Origin of the sequence: Pseudomonas sp. DSV-1, from assembly GCF_035830915.1 — a bacterium.
Classification (GTDB): Bacteria; Pseudomonadota; Gammaproteobacteria; order Pseudomonadales; family Pseudomonadaceae; genus Aquipseudomonas.
This window is the reverse complement of sequence record NZ_JAYMYG010000001.1, coordinates 2,377,809-2,394,500: the sequence shown is the minus strand read 5'-3', so window position 1 is coordinate 2,394,500 and position 16,692 is coordinate 2,377,809. Positions and strand designations below refer to the sequence as shown.

The window sequence follows — 16,692 nt, the reverse complement described above, 5'->3', positions numbered from 1 at the left end:
GCTCCGAGGAGTCAAGGAGACTCGACATGCCTGCCGATTTCACCCCCACAGCCCTGCTCACCCAACGCAGGCAATCCCTGATACTGGGCGCGCTCGCATTAGTGCTGTTTATTCTGGGCAACCATCAAGAGGCGGCGATCGGTTTTGATTCGCGCTTTGTCATGTTTGCCAACGAAATGCTGCGCAACGGTCCCGGCTTTTTCCCGACGACCTATGGCCAGCCCTACGCCGACTACAGCGCAACCTCGACCGTGTTCACCTGGTTGCTGTCGCTGCCTTTTGGCAAAGTGACCAGCCTGACGGCGTGGCTGCCCACAGCCATCGCCAGCGCAACCCTGGTGACGTTGATGTATCGCCTGGTTGCACCGCGATCCACACTTTGGGCGTTGGTCAGCGTGGCCCTGTTGTTGCTGAGCATGACCTTCGTGACCGAAACCCGGGCCGTTTCCCTGGACCAGATGCTGGCAGCCGTCAGTTTCAGCGCGTTCTATCTGGCTTACGCCCACGACAACTTCGGGGCGCCACGACGACATGTCTGGCTACTGGCTCTACTGGTGCTGGGCTTTGCCATTCGCGGCCCGATCGGCCTGGTGATTCCCACCGGTATCCTGTGCAGTTACTACCTGCTTGGCGGCCAATGGCGACGCCTGATCAGCGTTGGGCTACAAGCGCTGGTGTTGTTGGTCGCGTGCATTGGCACATTGCTGATGCTGGCCTGGCTCAGTGGTGGCGAGGCGTTTGTCCACGAAGTGATCCGCATGCAAGTCACCGGGCGCATGGACGGCACCGAAGGCGCAAGCAGCGTGCTGTATTACTTCACAAGTTCCGTGGGCAACTACGCCCTGGCTTACCCGCTGGCCGTGGTGGTGCTGGTGGCAATCCTGATTGCCGGGCGAAAACAGTCGGGACCGTCGCTGCAACTGGTCAAATACTGTGTGGCGGCCGCGCTGGTGGTCATGATCGGCCTGTCGATTCCTCAAGCGAAAAAAGCCCGCTACCTCCTGCCCATGTTGCCTATGGCCGCGATCATTGCGGCTTATCCGTTTCAAGTCATGAGCGGTCGGATGTTTGGCGTTTTACGTTGCTTTATTCAAGGGCTGTTCTTGCTCCTGCCGGGCTTGCTGATCATCGGCCTGATCGTTGCAGGCAAGCGTTTTGGCGAGCAGTTGCCGCCCTTGACCGCTACCTTCGTCATCCTGGCGGTTCTCCAGGTTCTGGCCCTGGGCCTGTTGTTCAAAGCCCGGTGGCGTACTCAAGGGTTGGCGGCGTGTGCCGTGCTGGCGCTGTGGAGCAGCTATATCACCGTCTTTGAACCGGCAGAGCGCACTCTGTATGACACGCGCACCTTTACCCTCAAAGCCCTGCAACTGATCGATCAGGCCCCGGCACCCGTGGTGCTGCACGGCATGGGCAAAGACGCCAAGGCGATCAAATTCATGGTCAACGTGGACCGGGATCTGCTGCCGCTTTTCACCCAGTCACCTGCAGAGCTGACAGCATTGCGCGCACCGGCCTGGATCGTGATGGACAGAAAGGACTATGAGGCTTTACAGGGCAGCGAGCCGGGCAGCATTGCACCGGCACTGAGTGGGCGATTCGACAAGAATGATTACGTGCTGCTGCATTTGCGTTGATCGCGACAGGCCGTTTTGCTCGCTGCCACAGGGTCGGCGCAATACCTGTGGGACTTGGCTTGCCTGCGATGCAAACGCTGCGGCCTGTCAGGTTGAACCCAGTGATGCCATCGCGAGCAAGCCCGCTCCCACCTATTAGCAGCTACAACCCCCACAAATAGGTACAATTCCCGCCCTTCACTTTCTTCCAAGGAATCCCAATGTCAGGGCTTGAACTGTTTGCCGCCGCACTCGGCGTCATCGCCGTCTGGTTAACAGTCAAACAAAACCCCTGGTGCTGGCCCATTGGCCTGGTGATGGTGCTGCTGTACAGCTGGATTTTTTTCGAGATCAAACTGTACTCAGGCATGCTCCTGCAGGTGTTTTTTGCCGTGCTGCAAGTCTATGGCTGGTGGCAGTGGACCCGTGCAGGCTCGCAACATGAAGGTCGCGTTGTTTCTCGACTCAGTGCCTTGCACGTGCTCTTCGGCCTCGCCATGGGCGTCATAGGCAGTGTTGCTTTGGGTGCTGCAATGGCCCATTGGACGGACTCCAGCTTCCCATGGCCTGACGCCACGTTGACCGCTTTCAGCCTGGTCGCACAAGTGTGGATGGCGCAAAAACGCCTTCAATGCTGGGCGCTGTGGTGTGTGATCGACGTGCTCTATATCGGCTTTTTCGCCTGGCAGGATCTGTACCTCACGGCCGGCCTTTACGCGCTGTTTACCGTCATTGCCATTCAAGGCTGGCGTGACTGGCGCCGCGACCCGGCGCTACGCACATGAAGGTGGTCGTACTGGCAGGGCCTGAATCGAGCGGAAAAAGTTGGCTGGCAGCGCTGCTCCAAGAGCGTTTTGGCGGCATTCTGGTGGGCGAATATGTTCGCTACTTTATCGAGCAAAACCCTCGCGACACCTGCCTGGCGGATATTCCACAGATCGCTCGCGGCCAGCTCGAATGGGAAGACCAAGCACGTGCCAAACTGCCCGAACTGCTGATTCTGGATACTCATTTGCTGAGTAACATCCTGTGGAGCCAGACGCTGTTCGGCGACTGTCCGGACTGGCTGGAAACCGAATTGCTAAAGCGCGATTACGACCTGCATCTGCTGTTGTCCCCTGACGATGTGGAATGGACCGCTGACGGCCAACGTTGCCAACCCTCACTGGTTGAACGCCAGGCGTTTTTCAGGGCCAGCCATCAATGGCTGACAGACCATCACCAACCCCTGCAAGTCATCACTGGCGATTGGCAGGCTCGACAACAACACGCCTGTGAGGCGGTCAATAAATTAATGAGCGCTCAGGAAACTTATTCAATAAGTATTAGTCAGTAAGTTATAGCCCAATAAAAAGTGCAATTCATTAACGAGCAACTTAATGGATTCAGCACTTTTAATATGTCCGCTGCTGTTACATGCGCCACCCCGCAACACCGCTAAAACACTGGCCTGCGCCATAAACACGAATAGTGTAACGCGCATGAAACAGGCCCTGTCGGCCTCTAAAAATAGCGCCTGCCCAACAGATAAAGGCGCTGACCGGCTCCTTGTTATCTCACGCTCGTTACACTTCGGCCCAACCGGAATTGCCATCACGCTGCCAGCTATTGTTTTACAACGTTAATTCAAAAGCGGCACAGCTCATGCTCTTTCCTTATCACGCTGGCTAGGGCCAGCGTCGAAAAGGGAGCACAGTCATGGGGCACTTATATCGTGGTAACCGTTACCTGCTGATGGCTTGCAGCCTGAGCGCCTTGATGGGCGTGTGCAGCGCAGTACAGGCCGCAGGTAGTGGCGAGATAGTGCTTGTACGTACTGTACAACCCCAGCCGGTGGGCACCCCCGCCATGCATCCCGATCCCGACCCTGTTACCGCAAATGCCAGCCCTCTGGCGCAAGTGATGGGCGGTACTCGCGAACTCAATGATGGCGATTTTGCCGGTGTCAGCACCGGTACCTCGATCAGGCACACCATGATGCCCAATGGCAACAGTCTGCCAGGGCTCAATACCAGCAACGGGCTGCCAGGCATGACCAACGGCCATGGCGGTGGGAGCGGTGGCACCATTTCCGACACCATCGGCAACAGCATCAGCCAGGGCATGCGTCCGCTCTCTGTACTGAGCCAGGGGAAATAACATGACTGCCTACAGCCTGCCTGTGGTGATTGCCGCCCTGCTTGCCAGTTCAAGTGTGCTGGCGGCCTCTGACAACAACGCCGAGATCAATAACTCGGGTGCCAATTACCACGGCAACGTCACGATCAACCAGGCGGCGGGCGACCAGCAGCAACAAGTCAACATCCGCGCCATTGCCATCGGTACCGAGGCCAAAGCCTCAACGTCCGTTACCCAGAAAATCAATACCCCGGCCGACCCTTCGCTTAATGCCAAGGCAGTCATTGGCGGCAACTCTTTCAGTAATGGCAGCGGTGTGATCGGTATCAACCAGTCCGCCGGAGCCAACAACCAGATGGTCAATACCGTGCGAGTCGGCATCAGTGCCCAGCCGCAAGGTATGGACGACAGCGCCCTGTCACAACAGAACGTGGCGCTGGTACCAAACTCGGGAACCGCACCCCCCGCCAACGGCAGTCGCCAGGTCGTTACCAGCGATCAGGCCTTCACCGGCAGCCGAGGGGTGGTGCAGTTGAACCAGAGTGCAGGGGTGGGGAACCGCATGGCTAACACCCTGAATATACGGGTTGCTGACTGACCCGATAACAACGCAGTGCAATTAGAAAGTGCCAACACTTAACACACTAATGAAGCACGGAGAATCACCATGAAACCTTCAAGCGCTCTGAAACCTCTGGCTTTCGCCATGGCCGCACTCCTGTCAGTAGCTGCACAAGCCGGTCACAACGATGGCCCACCACCACCTCCATCGAATCCACCGTCCTACACACTGGACCCTAATGCAGCGGCTGCAGCGCTTGTGATTGACGTGCAAAACAGCAATCACAACAAAGTGACCAACAAAGCGATCAAAAACACCGCAACCGTCAAAGACTCGGTCAAAGGTGCTGAAGGCAACATGGGCGTCAACGCCGCCGCTGGCTCGGGCAACCAACAAGACAACGCCGTTGCGATCGCAACCGCTGACGAAACGTTTGTCTTTGGTACTGCTGCGTCCCTGACCAGTGCAACCCAGACCAACAGTCACAACAACGATCATAACTACGGCACCCAAAACAACGCCATGCTCAAAAGCTCCGGCAATGGCAGTTCAGGCAACGTGGGTATAAACGTGGCTGCGGGCGACTTCAACCAACAGAAAAACAACCTGGCCATCGCCGTATCCAATGGCCGCATTGCTTCCGCAGGCGCAGCCGCTACCCAAACCTCCAATAACCTCTCGGTTATCAACGAGGCTGGCGCGTCTTACCTGAGCAATGTGAATACCTGGGGCCCAAGCTGGAGCCACAACAAAACCCCGGTCATCAACAACGCCACCATGGACCATTCGTTCAATGGCATGTCGGGTAATGGTGGTGCCAACATCGCGGCCGGTGTGGGCAACCAACAAAGCAACTCGCTGTCCATCGCTGCAGGTTGCAAAGTCTGCATGTAATAGCGACGGTAAAGGAGGGTCTCGTTTACGAGACCCTTTCTCTTCATACAAGGCGTATCAATCATGCGTATTGTCGCCCTCGCCCTCATGCTTGGCTTGACCGGAATCACCGGGATGACCCAAGCCGCACAAATGTCCGTCGCCGCCATGCCTGGCGGCAATCTGGTTTTCAAACAGGTACAGAGCATTCGTGAGCGGCGCTTCAAGGACATCGTCGAACAAAAGACCGACTTCAGTTGCGGCGCGGCAGCACTGGCCACCGTATTGCGCCAGGCCTACTGGCTGGACGTCGACGAAGACCAGATCATCAAAGGGATGCTGAAGAACGCAGATCAGGACCTGGTGCGCGTTCAAGGTTTTTCAATGCTCGACATGAAGCGCTACGTTGAAAGTATCGGCATGCGCGCCCGGGGTTACAGAATTCCTGCGCAAAGCCTGGAGAGTGTGAACATCCCCGTGGTGGTACTGCTGGAGATCCGTGGCTACAAGCATTTTGTCGTCCTGCAACGCACCCAGAAAGACTGGGTTTACATCGGCGACCCTGTACTTGGCCACAAACGTTATTCCCATGAAGATTTTATCAAAGGCTGGAATGGCATCGTGTTTGCCATCATCGGCCCCGGTTACGACAAAACCAACGCCCTACTGTCGCCCCCTGCTCCGCTGACAGCAAAAAACCAGCTGGACGGTTTCAGTCCGGTAAAAGATGCAGAGCTCATGGACTTTGGTTTTATTCAAAGCGACTTTTTTTAGGTGCGCCAAGCATGACTACGGAGCTGCGCGCTCCTGGAGCAGCACATGAAAACTCCAATCTGGCTGATTGCCGCCTGCCTGGCGGCCAGTCTGCCCGCCCAGGCCGCATCGACCTTTAAACCGGTCGAATTGAAAGACAATGAAATGTCCGAGTTGCGTGGACGTTATGTCATGCCCGGACGAATCATCAGTTTCGGCATTGTAATGAACAGTACCTGGACCAGCAGTAATGGCGGCGTAGTGGGTGCCAGCACCACCATGTATGTGCAAAACACCATTGAGCCCAAGTTCTATGTCTCCACTTACAGTTCTGCCGGTAATGGCCCCACCGGATCACCCGGTACCGGCTCGGTGACCGGTGGCGTGGGCTTGACCACGGGCCAGGGCGTCACCCAGAGCGTGCGGGCTGCGGGGGATTACAACAGCGCTTACAACAATGTCGATATCAATGTGACCGAGGCCAATCAGGCACCTGCGGTTAATCAGCAAGGCGTGTTGCTGACCGCCAACAACCCTATTACCCAAACAGGCGGCGCCGGTAACTTGACGGTGTCTGCCGTAAACGGAGGCATCCAACTAGCGATTCAGGCTAACAACAATCAAGGCAATTCACTGCAACAAATAGCCCAAGGGGGCGTGTTGCAGAGCACAACACTGTTGGGAGGCGGCAACATGGTTAATAACATGACCCAACTGAATGTGGTGTTGCGCAATAACATGCCAAGTCCCGGTGCACTCGATTGCAATCTTAGTCAGCTAAAAGGACTACGCAATATGGGATATTGAACTACGCTCAGGCCCTACGACTTGGCTTATCTGGACGGCTTATTTCATGCACCGATCGTTTACCTTTCGCGCAGTTGTATGCATGAGCACTATTTTCCCATCAGCACTGCTGTATGCAGCACCTGGTTCGGACGTAGAGCTACTAAAACAAGAATTACTGGAGCTACGCCAACGTTACGATCAGCAGCAAAAAGCCCTGGCTGTGCTTGAGCAACGTGTTCGTCAAGTTGAAGACCAGCCTGCAACACCTGCTCCACGTCGCCTGGCCAAATCCCCGGCCGACATGAAAGGCAACCAGACAGTTGCAGGCGCCAGTACCACTGGCGCAGCCGTTGCTGCAGGCGGCAGTTCCTACGGGACCGCCTTGAAGGATGACTCCGCACCGGCCCAGAGTGTGGTCAACCTTTACGACGAAGCCAGCGGCTTCTTCGGCGGTGGCAAGTTCAGTTTCGAAACAGGCGTTACCTATTCCCGTTATGACACCCGCCAGCTGATCCTAAACGGCTTCCTGGCCCTGGACTCGATCTTTCTGGGCAACCTGAACCTGGACCGGATCAAGGCCGACAACTGGACGCTGGATCTGACCGGCCGCTACAACCTGGATAACCGCTGGCAGTTCGACGTCAACGTACCGGTGGTCTACCGTGAATCGACTTACCAGTCCGGCGGTGCCAACGGCGGTGATGCCCAGGCGACTTCCGAGCAAACCGTCACGCGTGACCCGACCATTGGTGACGTCAACTTCGGTGTCGCCTACAAGTTCCTCGATGAGTCGGTAAACACCCCGGATGCGGTGTTCAGCGTGCGGGTCAAGGCCCCTACGGGTAAGGATCCGTTCGGGATCAAGCTGGTTCAGTCGCCTGACAACACCAACGTATTCACCCCTGAAGACCTGCCGACCGGTAATGGTGTGTGGTCCATCAGCCCTGCCATCTCCCTGGTCAAGACCTTCGACCCGGCCGTACTGTTCGGTACCCTCTCCTACACCCACAACCTTGAAGAGTCCTTTGACGACATCAGCTCAACGCAAAATCTGAAGCAGCCTGGCAAGGTCAAACTGGGTGACAGCTTCCAGATTGGCGCGGGTGTGGCGTTCGCCCTCAACGAGAAGATGAGTATGTCGTTCTCGGTGTCTGACCTGATTCAGAAAAAGAGCAAACTCAAGCAGGATGGCGGGGACTGGCAAACAGTCACCACCAGTGATGCCAACGCAGGCTACTTCAACGTCGGCATGACGGTTGCCGCCACCAACAACCTGACCATCGTGCCAAACCTGTCGATTGGCCTGACTGACGATGCACCGGACTTCACCTTCAGCCTGAAATTTCCGTACTACTTCTAAGCCGCACAAAAAGGCCCGCCGCGTTCAAGCGCGGCGGGCCTTCTGTTTTTCAGCGGATATTATGCTTATGCAACAACCGGTAAAACGTAGGTCGCGACACCCCCAACACCCTGGCGGCCACACTCAGGTTATCGCTATGGCGGTGTAACACCTCGCACAGGGCCTGGCGTTCCGCGCGGTCCTTGTACTCTTCAAGTGTGCTCATCTCACCGACAAACAGCGGACTGGAGTCCAGCCCCAGGTCATGGGCCTCGATCTGGCGACCTTCAGCCAGAACCAATCCACGGCGTACACGGTTGGCAAGCTCGCGCACATTGCCGGGCCAGCCGTGATTGCCCATGGCAATCAATGCATCATCACTGAAACTGCGCGGCCGACGGCCCGTCTCCAGGCTGTAGTAACGGGCAAAGTGACTCGCCAACATGGCCAGATCGCCATGACGTTCACGCAGTGGCGCCGTGATCACCTGCAATACATTCAACCGGTAGTACAAGTCTTCCCGAAAGCGCCCCCTCACAATGGCGGCCTCCAGATCGACGTGAGTGGCCGCAAGGACGCGCACGTCAACCGGGATCGGCTGACTGCCACCGACCCTCTCAATGTGTTTTTCCTGCAAGAAACGCAACAGATTGGCTTGCAGCTCCATCGGCAGATCGCCGATTTCATCCAGAAAAAGCGTACCGCCATTGGCCGCCTCTATCCGTCCGATCTTGCGCTGATGAGCGCCCGTGAACGCGCCTTTCTCATGACCGAAGAGTTCCGACTGGATCAAATGATCGGGAATGGATCCGCAGTTGATCGCGACAAAAGGTTTGCCATTGCGCTGGGATTGCCGATGCAGGGTGCGCGCGACCAGCTCTTTGCCGGTGCCGCTTTCACCCCGAATCAAGATCGGGGACTGGGTGGGGGCAAACTTGCTCAGGATTTTGCGCAGATCGCGCATGGATCGGCTGTCTCCGAGCAGCTCATCCTCCTGTGGCAAAGTGAGCGGTGAGGCCTGACCCCGCAAGCAGGCCATGCCAAAGGCCCGGCCAAGCGTGACCTGAACCCGCGAGACATCGAAGGGCAAGGTGTGAAAGTCAAAAAACCATTCACAGACAAAGTCCCCCACATTCCTCAGTTTAAGGACGTCGGGGGTCAGCACCGCAATCCACTCGGTGCCGCTGCGACTGATCATGTCTTTAACCGCTTCAGGACGCTCGAGGTGGGACGGCTGAAGCCGGAACAGGCCAACATCACACGAACGGTCAATAACACTTGCCAGCGTGCAACTGTCAACCGACCAGCCTATGGTTCGCAAACCAGGGAGTATTTCATGGCAATCTTCACAGGGATCAACGACCAGCAGACGTCGGGGGGATGACATCGTGAGCATGACTGTTCCTTGGCGCCAAAAAATTAAAAAATCAATAAAAACAGTCCTTTGTTCCATCCAAGCGTAACGTTAGCAAGGCTGTGGGAGCTTTCAGGATCTTTTCTTTATATCCCTAATAGCCAATTGAGCGGTGTGCACTCAATTGGATAATCAAAAGGGTGTTTGCGAGCGCAAAAAATTGATTTGGATCAGTCGGGTAAAAAAACTTTTAAAAAAGTAGGAAAAGTGTGTGACCTGATGCCGGTCTGAGGTCATCAGTACAAGTAAGCAACCGAACGGTAAGCCCAGCCGACGGTTAATCATTTGATGGGCATACTTGAGAGAAAACCCTATGAACGCCCCGCTCCGTTTCAACGAAGCACTTTTGATTGCCGGCCACGCCTTTGAACCGTTTCAATGCGTCGCCTGGGCTGCACAAGATGGTCACGGCGAGTTGAGCCTGACGGTCATTGACCGCACCAACACCCGTATCGGCCGCAAACAGATCCCGCGCAGCGCCTGCGCAGACGCCGCCCAACTCGAAAGCCTGCTGGCTCAAGCCCGCGCCGAGATCAGCAGCGAAGGCTACACCCTGCAACCCTGGGTAATGCCTGCATAAGGCTGCCAGATTGCCCCTCCTTGCGGGAGCAAACTTGCTCCCGCAGGGGTAGTTGGCCTCTAACCATCAATGTGCACGTATTCTGCCTTCAACTCCGCCGCCAATTGAGGCGCGCGACCGAGACGAATCGGCCCCCGTTCGATATCGATCAACAGCCCCGGGCAGCTGATGTCGGGCAACGCCGACCACTCTTTCAAACGGCCATCGGTCACTAGCAAAAATCGCTGCTGCTCCTGCGGCAACTGCTTGCGCCGCCGATCAAGCCACTTCGCGACTTCCTGCAGGGCCTGAAGCAACGGTGTACCACCACCGGCGCCCAACTGTGCCAGCCACTCATTGAGCGCCGCCGAAGCCTTTACCCCCGTGACCTGCCACTCAGGCGAATTGCCGCTGGCCGTCATCACGGCCACCCGGGCACGCTGGCGATACGCATCCTCGAACAACTGGGCGAGCAGCCCCTTGGCATCACTCAGGGCCTGATGCCGCCGGGTTGAAGCCGATGCATCCACCACCACCAACCACAGTTCCCGGGCGGCGCTTTTGCGGGTTTTATGGCGCAGATCTGCGCGCAGACGTGGACGGCCACGGAGCAAGGTTTGCACCCAATCGACCATCCCGCTGCCGGCACTGAGGCTTGCGCCCAGTTTGCCCGTAGCGAGGTGACCCGCCTGGGGTCTGGCATCCGCCCCCACATCGGATCGGGGACGAATGCCTAAGGCTTTTTTGGCCAGCTCGGCACTTCACGGCGCGCACCCATCGCCTGGGTCTGTGCTGGCAACTCGCCCCACTGGCCCTGGCCGGAACCGGATGAAGGCGTGCTGGATTGAGGCTGTGAGTGCGGCTGCTCCGGTGTCGGTGCCTGGCCCGTCTGCTCCCGCCGCCGATGACGCAAGGCAAACTCAGCCACCGCATCGATGTCTTCAAGGCTGATTGCCGTGGCGCCACGCCAGGCGGCATGGGCCCGTGCAGCACGCAGCCACACCAGATCGGCACGCATACCGTCGACCGCCGCTGCAAAACAGCGCTCGGCAATCACCGCGAGCGATTGATCGTCCAGGGCGATGCTGGCCAGCAATCCCCGTGCATGCTCGCAGCGTTGGCGCAGGACCGTCTGCGCCTCTGCCCACTGTGCGCAAAACCCCTGGGGATCAGCGTCAAAGGCCAGGCGCCGACGGATAATGTGTGCCCGTTCGGCCGGTTGCGGCAGACCGCTCATGACCACGTTCAGCCCAAAGCGGTCAAGCAGTTGAGGACGCAACTCCCCCTCTTCCGGGTTCATGGTGCCAATCAGGACAAAACGCGCAGCATGCCGATGGGAGATGCCATCGCGCTCGACCACATTGGTACCGCTTGCGGCCACATCCAGCAGTACATCCACCAAATGGTCTGCAAGCAAATTCACTTCGTCGACATACAGCACGCCGCCATCGGCCTTGGCCAACACACCCGGTGAAAACTGCGCCTTGCCTTGCCCGAGTGCGGCGTCCAGATCGAGGGTGCCGACCAGACGCTCTTCAGTGGCACCCAGTGGCAGGGTCACGAACTGGCCGCTGGCGAGCAGATCAGCCAGCCCACGGGCCAGGGTAGATTTGGCCATGCCACGGGGACCTTCGATCAGCACGCCGCCAATCCTGGGGTCGATGGCCGTGAGGCACAGCGCAAGCTTCAACGAGTCCGCGCCGACCACCGCCGATAACGGGAAATGCGGGGTGTCAGTCATGTTTTCGGGTTCCAAATCGTAGAATGTTGATCGACTTCAAAAAGCCCTTCACTCTTCTTCTATATCCAGCAGCAGATTTTCCAGCGCCGCCTGATATTCCCCGGGCTCACTCCAGAGGCCGCGCTGCTGAGCCTCCAGCAAGCGCTCGGTCATGTCACGCAAAGCGTGCGGGTTGTGCTCGCGAACAAACTCGCGGGTATCAGGGTCCAGCAGGTAGGCATCCGCCAGCAAGGCGTATTGATGGTCGTCGATCAAATGCGTGGTGGCATCGAACGCAAACAGGTTGTCCAGGGTCGCGGCCATTTCGAACGCGCCTTTATAACCGTGGCGCTTGACCCCGTCGATCCATTTCGGATTGGCTGCCCGCGAACGGATCACCCGGTTCAGCTCTTCCTTCAGGGTGCGAATCTTCGGCAAGTCCGGCTGGCTGTGATCGCCGTGATAGCTGGCTGCAGCCTCCCCGCGCAACGTCTCCACAGCGGCCAGCATGCCGCCCTGGAACTGGTAGTAATCATTGGAATCCAGCAGGTCGTGTTCGCGATTGTCCTGGTTTTGTACCACGGCCTGCATCTGCCCCAGACGCTGGGCAAACTGGCCGCGGGCCGCCGTGCCTTCATCGGCCACGCCATAGGCATAACCGCCCCAGTTGAGGTACACCTGGGCCAGGTCATCACGGCTTTGCCACAAACGACCGTCAATTGCGTTCTGCACCCCGGCGCCATAGGCGCCGGGCTTGGCGCCAAACACTCGCCAGCCCGCCTGGCGCGCTGCCAGTTCGGGTGAGAGTCCATCGCGCTCCAGCTGCTCACGCTCACTGCGCACCTTGGCTGCCAGCGGGTTCAGATCATCCGGCTCATCCAGTGCCGCCACGGCCTGCACGGCGGCATCGAACAGGCGAATCAGATTGGCAAACGCATCCCGGAAGAAGCCCGAAACCCGCAGGGTCACGTCCACCCGTGGACGGTCCAGCAGGCTGACCGGCAGGATTTCAAAGTCATCCACCCGCTGGCTGCCTGTGGCCCATACCGGGCGCACACCCATCAGCGCCATGGCCTGGGCGATATCATCGCCGCCCGTTCGCATGGTCGCCGTGCCCCACACCGACAAGCCCAGTTGGCGCAGGTGGTCGCCGTGATCCTGCAAATGACGCTCAAGAATCAGGGTGGCCGACTGAAAGCCGATACGCCAGGCGGTGGTGGTTGGCAGGTTGCGCACATCCACTGAAAAAAAGTTGCGACCAGTGGGCAGCACATCCAGGCGTCCACGACTCGGTGCGCCACTGGGCCCCGCCGGCACAAAACGCCCTCCAAGGGCATCGAGCAGGCCCTGCATCTCGGCCGGGCCGCAGGCATCCAGACGCGGCGCGACGACATCAAGCAGCGCGTCGAAAATCCCCCTGACCTCGGCCCATTGCGCGGTGTCGGGCAATTGCAGCGTGCCCTCCAAAGCCTGTTCGATCAGTTGCGCCGCATATAACTCCAGACGCTCGCGGGTGTCCCCCGCCGTGCGCCAGCGCTCAGCAGTGACGGCCTGCAGCACCGCAGGTTGGCGCGCCGTCCAGGGCTCGGCCAACGCGCAGTCCAGCGGGTCGAAGCCCAGCTCAAAGGCTTTGGCCAGCGCCCGCAGAATGCTCGATTGCGCGCCACGACCATCGCCGCGAGGGATGCGCAACAACGCCAGCAAGGTGTCGATCCGCAAGCGTCCGGCAGGCGACTCACCAAAAATATGCAAGCCATCACGGATTTGCGACTCCTTGAGGTCGCACAGATAGGTGTCCAGCCGTGGCAGCCAGATCGCAGCGTCGGCATCGCTGTCCAGCTTCTCGTCCAGTTGCAGCTCACGGTCGATACGGGTTTCACGCACCAGGGCGAGAATGTCCCGTTGCAACTCACGGGCGCGTCGGGGGTCGAGCAACTGCGCTTCGTAATATTCGTCGGCCAGCAACTCCAGATCGCGCAGCGGCCCGTAGGTTTCAGCACGGGTCAGCGGCGGCATCAGATGATCGATGATCACCGCCTGGGTGCGCCGCTTGGCCTGGGCGCCTTCGCCCGGGTCATTGACGATAAAGGGATATACGTTGGGCATCGGCCCCAGAATTGCGTCCGGCCAGCAGTTTTCGGACAGTCCGACGCCCTTGCCCGGCAGCCATTCCAGATTGCCGTGCTTGCCCACATGCACCACGGCGTGGGCACCATAGGTGTTGCGCAGCCAGAAGTAGAACGCCAGGTAGGCGTGTGGCGGAACCAGATCCGGATCGTGATACACCGCACTGGCATCGACCTGATAACCCCGCGCCGGCTGGATCCCGACAAAGGTCAGGCCAAAGCGCAGACCGGCAATCATCAACCGCCCACTGCGAAACATCGGATCGTTTTGCGGCTCGCCCCAACGTGCAATCACCGCCTGGCGATTGATCTCGGGCAACCTATTGAACATCCCCAGGTACTCATCCAGCGCCAGGCTTTGCAGGCAGGGACGCAGATCGAGGCTGTCCAGATCATTGCTGACGCCCCCCAGCAGAGCCTGGATCAACGCGGTACCGGTCTCGGGCAGCTCGCAGTCCACGGGATACCCCCAGGCCTGCAAGGCACGCAGAATATTCAACGCGGCCGCCGGGGTATCCAGCCCCACACCGTTGCCGATCCGGCCATCGCGGGTCGGATAGTTGGCCAGAATCAGCGCAATCCGTTTTTGCGGGTTCGCCACACGGCTCAGCTCAACCCATCGCCGCGCCAGTTCTGCGACAAAATCCATACGTTCGGGATGGGCACGATAACACACCACATCCGACTGGCTGCGTTCGCTGCGCCATGCCAGATCCTTGAAGCTGATCGCACGGCTGATGATTCGCCCATCCAGTTCGGGCAACGCGATATGCATCGCCAGGTCCCGTGGCCCGAGGCCTTGCTCGCTGGCTTGCCAGCCGGGCTCGTTGTCCTGGGCACAAATGGCCTGGATCACCGGAATATTGCGGCGAAACGGGCGCAAATGCGGGGCTTCCGGGCTCGACTGGGCAAAGCCGGTGGTGTTGAGGATCACCCCGGCCTCAACGTCGTCCAGCAGGTCCTGTACCACGGTCAGGCAGCCCGGTTCCTTGAGGCTGGCCACGGCAATCGGCAAAGGGTTGAGCCCGGCGGCCTGAAGGCGCTGGCAAAACACATCGACAAACGCGGTATTGGCGGCCTGCAAGTGCGAACGATAGAACAACAGCGCCGCGACCGGTTGCCCGACGAGCCATTGGGCCTGCCAGTCCTTGAGTTGGGCATTGGCGTGCACCGGATGATAAATCGCGGTGCGCGGCAGGGTTTGCGGCTCATCCCATTCATAATCGCGGCCCAGCCATTGACTGGCCAGGCAACGATAGAGCTGTTGGGCGTTATGCCGCCCGCCCTGGCGCAAAAAGTGCCACAGACGCTCGCCCTGCTCGGCCGGGACGGTGCTCAACGCGCTGAGTTCCGGGTCGGGACGGTCGTCGCCGGGTACCAGAATCAGGGTGACACCACGCTCCGCCAGCTGCACCAGGCGCTCGATGCCGTAGCGCCAATAGCCGATGCCGCCGTGCAGCGACAGCAAAATCACCTTGGCGTGTTGCAGCACCTGATCGACATACAAGTCGACCGAGCCATGGTTTTGCACCTGCATCGGATTGGCCAGACGCAGGCTTGGATAATCTTCAGGCAACTGCTGTGCCGCTTCGGCAAGCAGTGCCAGGCTTGAATCACCACTGCACAGGATCACCAGCTCGGCGGGGGTCTGCCCCAAGTCGGCAATATTGTCATCCGATACAAAGCCACCGGGCTGGGTCCTGAGCAAATGCATGGCTTATACGCTCAACGCTGTACGCAGGGTGGATTCGAGCAGTGCAGCATCAAGGTCCTGACCGATCAGCACCAGCTTGGTGGTGCGCGCTTCGTCACGACCCCAGGCGCGGTCGAAGTGCTTGTCAAAGCGCGTACCCACGCCCTGAATCAGCAGGCGCATCGGCTTGCCCGGGATCGCCGCAAACCCCTTGACCCGCAGAATGCCGTGCTTGACCACCAACTGGGTCAGCGCTTCCATCAGCACACGCTCCTCGCCTTCTGGCAGCTCGATGGAAATCGAGTCGAAAGCGTCGTGGTCGTGATCGTCGTGGTCATCATCGCCGTCGTGGTGATGGTCATGGTGGCTGTGGCGGCCATCGATATGATCTTCAGACCCTGCGCCCAGACCCAGCAACACGTCCAACGGCAAGCGGCCGCTGCTGGCTTCGATGATCTTAACCGCTGGCGGCAGCTCTTCAGCCACTTCGGCGCGCACTTTTGCCAGGTCTTCAGGGCTGATCAGGTCGGCCTTGTTGAGGATCACCAGGTCGGCACTGGCCAGTTGGTCAGCGAACAGCTCGTGTAGCGGCGACTCATGGTCCAGGTTCGGATCAAGCTTGCGCTGGGCATCAACCTGGTCCGGGAACGCGGCAAAGGTGCCAGCGGCCACGGCCGGGCTGTCGACCACGGTAATCACCGCATCCACGGTGCAGGCGCTGCGGATTTCTGGCCACTGGAAAGCTTGCACCAACGGTTTTGGCAGGGCCAGGCCGGAGGTTTCGATCAGGATATGGTCGATATCGCCACGACGAGCCACCAGTTCACGCATGACCGGGAAGAACTCTTCCTGCACGGTGCAGCACAGGCAGCCGTTGGCCAATTCATAGACGCGACCGTTGGCTTCTTCTTCAGTGCAGCCGATGGTGCACTGCTTGAGAATTTCGCCGTCGATACCCAGCTCGCCGAATTCATTGACGATCACGGCAATGCGACGGCCCTGTGCGTTGTCGAGCATATGGCGCAGCAACGTGGTTTTGCCCGAGCCGAGAAAGCCGGTAACGATGGTGACGGGGGTTTTGGCCAGTGTTTTCATCGGATGCCCTATAGCAAAGCGGCGGGCATACGGGACGA

At 58.9% G+C, this 16,692-nt stretch carries 16 protein-coding genes; 11 read left to right on the top strand and 5 right to left on the bottom strand.

What is annotated here, in order from left to right; genetic code table 11:
• Positions 1-26: 26 nt before the first annotated feature.
• The 10 genes from VSQ83_RS11225 to VSQ83_RS11180 all read left to right on the top strand — a co-directional run bounded on the left by VSQ83_RS11225 (position 27) and on the right by VSQ83_RS11180 (position 8,068).
• Positions 27-1,634 (top strand): ArnT family glycosyltransferase, encoded by a 1,608-nt coding sequence (locus VSQ83_RS11225; protein WP_326426728.1) that lies wholly within the window; start codon positions 27-29, stop codon positions 1,632-1,634.
• Positions 1,635-1,834: 200 nt separating this feature from the next.
• Positions 1,835-2,398 (top strand): nicotinamide riboside transporter PnuC, encoded by a 564-nt coding sequence (pnuC, locus tag VSQ83_RS11220; protein WP_219262237.1) that lies wholly within the window; start codon positions 1,835-1,837, stop codon positions 2,396-2,398.
• A complete protein-coding gene (locus tag VSQ83_RS11215) occupies positions 2,395-2,949 on the top strand; it encodes an AAA family ATPase (RefSeq protein WP_326426725.1) in 555 nt (184 codons plus the stop codon). Before pnuC ends, VSQ83_RS11215 begins: the two co-directional genes overlap by 4 nt.
• A 43-nt stretch (positions 2,950-2,992) precedes the next feature.
• Positions 2,993-3,238 carry a hypothetical protein gene (locus VSQ83_RS11210; RefSeq protein WP_219262239.1) on the top strand — a complete coding sequence of 82 codons (246 nt, stop codon included), beginning with the start codon at positions 2,993-2,995 and terminating at the stop codon, positions 3,236-3,238.
• Between the two features lie 73 nt (positions 3,239-3,311).
• Positions 3,312-3,752 (top strand): hypothetical protein, encoded by a 441-nt coding sequence (locus VSQ83_RS11205; RefSeq protein ID WP_219262240.1) that lies wholly within the window; start codon positions 3,312-3,314, stop codon positions 3,750-3,752.
• Position 3,753: 1 nt separating this feature from the next.
• Complete coding sequence (locus VSQ83_RS11200; protein WP_219262241.1) at positions 3,754-4,329, top strand: adhesin; 576 nt, start codon at positions 3,754-3,756, stop codon at positions 4,327-4,329.
• Between the two features lie 69 nt (positions 4,330-4,398).
• Positions 4,399-5,187 carry a heme utilization protein gene (locus tag VSQ83_RS11195; protein WP_219262242.1) on the top strand — a complete coding sequence of 263 codons (789 nt, stop codon included), beginning with the start codon at positions 4,399-4,401 and terminating at the stop codon, positions 5,185-5,187.
• A gap of 63 nt (positions 5,188-5,250) precedes the next feature.
• Positions 5,251-5,940, top strand: coding sequence for a C39 family peptidase (locus VSQ83_RS11190; RefSeq protein WP_326426723.1), 690 nt, complete (start codon positions 5,251-5,253; stop codon positions 5,938-5,940).
• A gap of 45 nt (positions 5,941-5,985) precedes the next feature.
• Positions 5,986-6,726, top strand: coding sequence for a hypothetical protein (locus tag VSQ83_RS11185; RefSeq protein ID WP_219262243.1), 741 nt, complete (start codon positions 5,986-5,988; stop codon positions 6,724-6,726).
• 46 nt (positions 6,727-6,772) lie between these two features.
• Positions 6,773-8,068, top strand: a complete 1,296-nt coding sequence (locus VSQ83_RS11180) for a transporter (RefSeq protein ID WP_133079589.1) — start codon at positions 6,773-6,775, stop codon at positions 8,066-8,068.
• Between the two features lie 49 nt (positions 8,069-8,117).
• Here the strand turns inward: VSQ83_RS11180 and VSQ83_RS11175 are convergent, their stop codons facing one another.
• The gene (locus VSQ83_RS11175; RefSeq protein ID WP_219262244.1) at positions 8,118-9,443 is read right to left on the bottom strand and encodes a sigma-54 dependent transcriptional regulator; all 1,326 of its coding nucleotides are present in this window, start codon (positions 9,441-9,443) and stop codon (positions 8,118-8,120) included.
• Between the two features lie 331 nt (positions 9,444-9,774).
• Between VSQ83_RS11175 and VSQ83_RS11170 the strand changes: the two genes are divergently transcribed.
• Positions 9,775-10,041 (top strand): hypothetical protein, encoded by a 267-nt coding sequence (locus tag VSQ83_RS11170; protein ID WP_095000290.1) that lies wholly within the window; start codon positions 9,775-9,777, stop codon positions 10,039-10,041.
• A 59-nt stretch (positions 10,042-10,100) separates the two neighbouring features.
• On the opposite strand, the gene VSQ83_RS11165 is transcribed toward VSQ83_RS11170, so the two are convergent.
• The 4 genes from VSQ83_RS11165 to cobW all read right to left on the bottom strand — a co-directional run bounded on the left by VSQ83_RS11165 (position 10,101) and on the right by cobW (position 16,654).
• On the bottom strand, positions 10,101-10,655 hold the full coding sequence (locus VSQ83_RS11165; protein WP_326426721.1) for a vWA domain-containing protein: 555 nt from the start codon (positions 10,653-10,655) through the stop codon (positions 10,101-10,103).
• A gap of 98 nt (positions 10,656-10,753) precedes the next feature.
• Entirely contained in the window at positions 10,754-11,761 is a 1,008-nt protein-coding gene (locus tag VSQ83_RS11160) for an ATP-binding protein (protein ID WP_326426719.1), read from the bottom strand.
• A 48-nt stretch (positions 11,762-11,809) separates the two neighbouring features.
• A complete protein-coding gene (gene cobN, locus VSQ83_RS11155; protein ID WP_326426717.1) occupies positions 11,810-15,580 on the bottom strand; it encodes a cobaltochelatase subunit CobN in 3,771 nt (1,256 codons plus the stop codon).
• Between the two features lie 3 nt (positions 15,581-15,583).
• Positions 15,584-16,654, bottom strand: a complete 1,071-nt coding sequence (gene cobW / locus VSQ83_RS11150) for a cobalamin biosynthesis protein CobW (protein WP_019827174.1) — start codon at positions 16,652-16,654, stop codon at positions 15,584-15,586.
• Positions 16,655-16,692 lie beyond the last annotated feature (38 nt).

Excerpts from the sequence above, each read along its gene's own strand:
- VSQ83_RS11225 (WP_326426728.1), top strand. The coding sequence starts at position 27 with ATGCCTGCCGATTTCACCCCCACAGCCCTGCTCACCCAACGCAGGCAA.
- pnuC (WP_219262237.1), top strand. The coding sequence starts at position 1,835 with ATGTCAGGGCTTGAACTGTTTGCCGCCGCACTCGGCGTCATCGCCGTC.
- VSQ83_RS11215 (WP_326426725.1), top strand. The coding sequence starts at position 2,395 with ATGAAGGTGGTCGTACTGGCAGGGCCTGAATCGAGCGGAAAAAGTTGG.
- VSQ83_RS11210 (WP_219262239.1), top strand. The coding sequence starts at position 2,993 with ATGGATTCAGCACTTTTAATATGTCCGCTGCTGTTACATGCGCCACCC.
- VSQ83_RS11205 (WP_219262240.1), top strand. The coding sequence starts at position 3,312 with ATGGGGCACTTATATCGTGGTAACCGTTACCTGCTGATGGCTTGCAGC.
- VSQ83_RS11200 (WP_219262241.1), top strand. The coding sequence starts at position 3,754 with ATGACTGCCTACAGCCTGCCTGTGGTGATTGCCGCCCTGCTTGCCAGT.
- VSQ83_RS11195 (WP_219262242.1), top strand. The coding sequence starts at position 4,399 with ATGAAACCTTCAAGCGCTCTGAAACCTCTGGCTTTCGCCATGGCCGCA.
- VSQ83_RS11190 (WP_326426723.1), top strand. The coding sequence starts at position 5,251 with ATGCGTATTGTCGCCCTCGCCCTCATGCTTGGCTTGACCGGAATCACC.
- VSQ83_RS11185 (WP_219262243.1), top strand. The coding sequence starts at position 5,986 with ATGAAAACTCCAATCTGGCTGATTGCCGCCTGCCTGGCGGCCAGTCTG.
- VSQ83_RS11180 (WP_133079589.1), top strand. The coding sequence starts at position 6,773 with ATGCACCGATCGTTTACCTTTCGCGCAGTTGTATGCATGAGCACTATT.
- VSQ83_RS11175 (WP_219262244.1), bottom strand. The coding sequence starts at position 9,443 with ATGCTCACGATGTCATCCCCCCGACGTCTGCTGGTCGTTGATCCCTGT.
- VSQ83_RS11170 (WP_095000290.1), top strand. The coding sequence starts at position 9,775 with ATGAACGCCCCGCTCCGTTTCAACGAAGCACTTTTGATTGCCGGCCAC.
- VSQ83_RS11165 (WP_326426721.1), bottom strand. The coding sequence starts at position 10,655 with ATGGTCGATTGGGTGCAAACCTTGCTCCGTGGCCGTCCACGTCTGCGC.
- VSQ83_RS11160 (WP_326426719.1), bottom strand. The coding sequence starts at position 11,761 with ATGACTGACACCCCGCATTTCCCGTTATCGGCGGTGGTCGGCGCGGAC.
- cobN (WP_326426717.1), bottom strand. The coding sequence starts at position 15,580 with ATGCATTTGCTCAGGACCCAGCCCGGTGGCTTTGTATCGGATGACAAT.
- cobW (WP_019827174.1), bottom strand. The coding sequence starts at position 16,654 with ATGAAAACACTGGCCAAAACCCCCGTCACCATCGTTACCGGCTTTCTC.